General features: G+C 42.2%; 4 protein-coding genes. All 4 read left to right on the top strand.

Annotated elements, in window-relative coordinates; all coding sequences use genetic code 11:
- Positions 1-84 precede the first annotated feature (84 nt).
- The 4 genes from ADI86_RS03445 to ADI86_RS03430 are packed head-to-tail and all read left to right on the top strand — an operon-like array spanning position 85 to position 2,937.
- Positions 85-1,485, top strand: coding sequence for a bifunctional Cof-type HAD-IIB family hydrolase/peptidylprolyl isomerase (locus tag ADI86_RS03445; RefSeq protein ID WP_049531805.1), 1,401 nt, complete (start codon positions 85-87; stop codon positions 1,483-1,485).
- A 1-nt stretch (position 1,486) separates the two neighbouring features.
- The gene (locus ADI86_RS03440) at positions 1,487-1,849 is read left to right on the top strand and encodes a S1 RNA-binding domain-containing protein (RefSeq protein ID WP_000689591.1); all 363 of its coding nucleotides are present in this window, start codon (positions 1,487-1,489) and stop codon (positions 1,847-1,849) included.
- A gap of 52 nt (positions 1,850-1,901) precedes the next feature.
- Positions 1,902-2,651 carry a tRNA1(Val) (adenine(37)-N6)-methyltransferase gene (locus ADI86_RS03435; RefSeq protein ID WP_049531804.1) on the top strand — a complete coding sequence of 250 codons (750 nt, stop codon included), beginning with the start codon at positions 1,902-1,904 and terminating at the stop codon, positions 2,649-2,651.
- A complete protein-coding gene (locus ADI86_RS03430; RefSeq protein ID WP_049531803.1) occupies positions 2,641-2,937 on the top strand; it encodes a GIY-YIG nuclease family protein in 297 nt (98 codons plus the stop codon). Before ADI86_RS03435 ends, ADI86_RS03430 begins: the two co-directional genes overlap by 11 nt.
- Positions 2,938-3,000: the final 63 nt, after the last annotated feature.

Here is a 3,000-nt window from a genome sequence, read left to right as displayed (position 1 = left end):
AAGCAGTGCTTTGAGCAACCTGCGGCTAGTTTCCTAGTTTGCTCTTTGATTTTCATTGAGTATTAGATTGAAAGAGGTAGTGAGATGGATGCCAAATTAAGATACAAGGCAAAGAAGATCAAGATTGTCTTTTTTGATATTGATGATACATTGCGAAATTCCCAAACCGGTTTTATTCCAGCTTCAATCCCGACTGTTTTTAAGCAGTTACGTGAGAAAGGAATCTTAACAGGTATTGCTTCTGGACGAGGGATTTTTGGTGTTGTACCGGAGATTCGTGACCTCAATCCTGATTTTTTTGTAACCTTAAATGGGGCCTATATCGAAGACAAAAAAGGTCAGGTCATTTACCAACATCAGATTGAAAAGCCAGATGTTGAAGAGTATATCTCTTGGGCCAAGCAAGAAGGAATTGAGTATGGTTTGGGTGGGAGTCATGATGCCAAGTTGTCGACCCGCACCGATATGATTAGTGAAGCTATCAATCCAATTTACCCTGATTTGGATGTGGATCCTGATTTTCATGAAAAAGAAGACATCTATCAAATGTGGACTTTTGAAGATAAGGGAGATGACTTGCACTTGCCAGACAGTCTCTCTGATAAACTTCGCATGGTTCGTTGGCATCAACATTCGTCTGATATTGTTCCGATTTCAGGCTCCAAAGCGACGGGTGTGGAAAAGGTTGTGGAACACCTTGGCTTGAAACCAGAGAACGTCATGGTTTTTGGAGATGGCCTCAACGACTTAGAACTCTTTGATTATGCTGGAATCAGCGTTGCCATGGGAATTTCTCATGATAACATCAAAGAAAAAGCAGATTATATTACAAAAACATTAGAAGAAGATGGCATTTTTGATGCCTTAGAAGGATTTGGTATGGTAGAAAAAGAATTGTATTTCCCACAAGTAGACATTGAAACAGTAGAAGGTCCTATCGCGACTATTAAGACCAATCACGGAGACTTGCGTATCAAGCTCTTTCCTGAACATGCTCCTAAAACAGTGGCTAACTTTGTTGCACTTTCAAAAGATGGCTACTATGATGGTGTCATTTTCCACCGTATTATCAAGGACTTTATGATTCAAGGTGGAGACCCAACTGGAACTGGTATGGGGGGCGAGTCAATCTACGGCGAATCATTTGAGGATGAATTCTCAGAAGAACTTTACAATATCCGTGGTGCCCTTTCTATGGCCAATGCTGGTCCAAATACCAACGGCAGCCAGTTCTTTATCGTGCAAAATCAACACCTGCCTTATTCTAAAAAAGAAATTGCTCGTGGAGGTTGGCCAGAACCGATTGCGGAAATCTATGCAAACCAAGGTGGAACCCCTCACTTAGACCGCCGTCATACTGTTTTTGGTCAGCTAGCTGATGAATCTTCTTATGCTGTCTTGGATGACATTGCTGCTGTTGAGACAGGGGCCATGGACAAGCCAGTTGAAGATGTTGTGATTGAAACAATTGAAATCGAGGACTAAGATGAAAATCGGTGATAAGCTAAAGGGCCGTATTACAGGGATTCAGCCTTACGGTGCCTTTGTTGAGCTAGAGACGGGTGATACAGGGCTGATTCACATTTCAGAGATTCGGACAGGCTTTATTGAAAATATCCATGAAGCCTTGAAAGTCGATGAAGAGGTTCAGGTTCAGGTAGTAGATTTAGATGAATTTACAGGGAAAGCTAGTCTTTCTATCCGCACTTTGGAGGAAGAAAAGCACCAGTTTCCGAGACGGAGACGCTTTTCAAGCGACCGTTTTAATTATGGCTTTGCTCCTCTCAAACGAATGATGCCAATTTGGACCAAGGAAGCCCTTCAACATTTGAAGAATCAGAAGCACTAGTTAGAAATCTCTAATTTTTGTAATGTTAATATAAATTTGCTATAATAGAACCATGGAAGAAGAACAATTATTAAAATCAGGGGAGCGCATTAACCAGCTCTTTTCGACAGATATCAAAATCATTCAAAATAGAGAGGTTTTTAGCTATTCGGTGGATAGTGTTCTCTTGTCACGATTTCCACGTTTCCCTAAGAAGGGCTTAATAGTGGATTTTTGTGCTGGAAATGGAGCAGTGGGACTCTTTGCTAGTACTCGAACTCAGGCACAGATTTTGGCTGTTGAGATTCAGGAGCGTTTGGCGGATATGGCTGAACGCTCTGTCCGTTTGAATGGTTTGGAAGAACAGATGGAGGTCATCTGTGATGATTTGAAAAATATGCCTTCTCGTATACAGGGAAGTAAGGTGGATATGATTTTGTGTAATCCGCCCTATTTCAAGGTAGATCCTCATTCTAATCTGAACGAGAGTGAACATTATCTCTTGGCGCGCCACGAAATCACGACCAATTTGCAGGAAATCTGTCGTAGTGCCCAGAGTATTCTCAAGTCTAATGGGCGTTTGGCCATGGTTCATCGTCCTGATCGACTTTTAGATATCTTGGACAGCTTGCAACGACATAATTTAGCACCTAAGCGCCTGCAGTTTGTTTATCCAAAAAGAGAAAAGGAAGCCAATATGCTCTTGATTGAGGCTATCAAAGATGGCTCGACAAGTGGCTTTAAGGTCTTGCCACCTCTCATTGTCCACAATGATGATGGCTCTTATACGCCGGAACTCGAAGAGATTTATTATGGATCATAAGGCTTATATGTACGTGCTGGAGTGCCGTGACGGGTCCTACTACACGGGTTATACGACTGACGTTAGAAAACGCCTCGCTGTCCACAATAGTGGGAAGGGAGCCAAATATACACGAGCACGCTTGCCAGTCAAACTTATCTATGCTCAAGGTTTTGCCAGTAAGGAAGAAGCCATGTCGGCTGAAGCCCTTCTCAAGCGTAAGAAGCGACCGCAGAAGGAAAGATTTTTATCTGAAAATCAAGATAGAAATTTACTCATATTCAATGAAAATCAAAGAGCAGACTAGGAAGCTAGCCGTAGGTTGCTCAAAGCACTGCTTTGAGGTTGTAGATAAGACTGACGAAGTCAG

It is taken from the genome of Streptococcus pseudopneumoniae (genome assembly GCF_001074975.1).
In the GTDB taxonomy this organism is placed as follows: domain Bacteria; phylum Bacillota; class Bacilli; order Lactobacillales; family Streptococcaceae; genus Streptococcus; species Streptococcus pseudopneumoniae_D.
The sequence above is the reverse complement of the archived record's forward strand: the minus strand, read 5'-3'. Positions and strand labels throughout refer to the sequence as shown.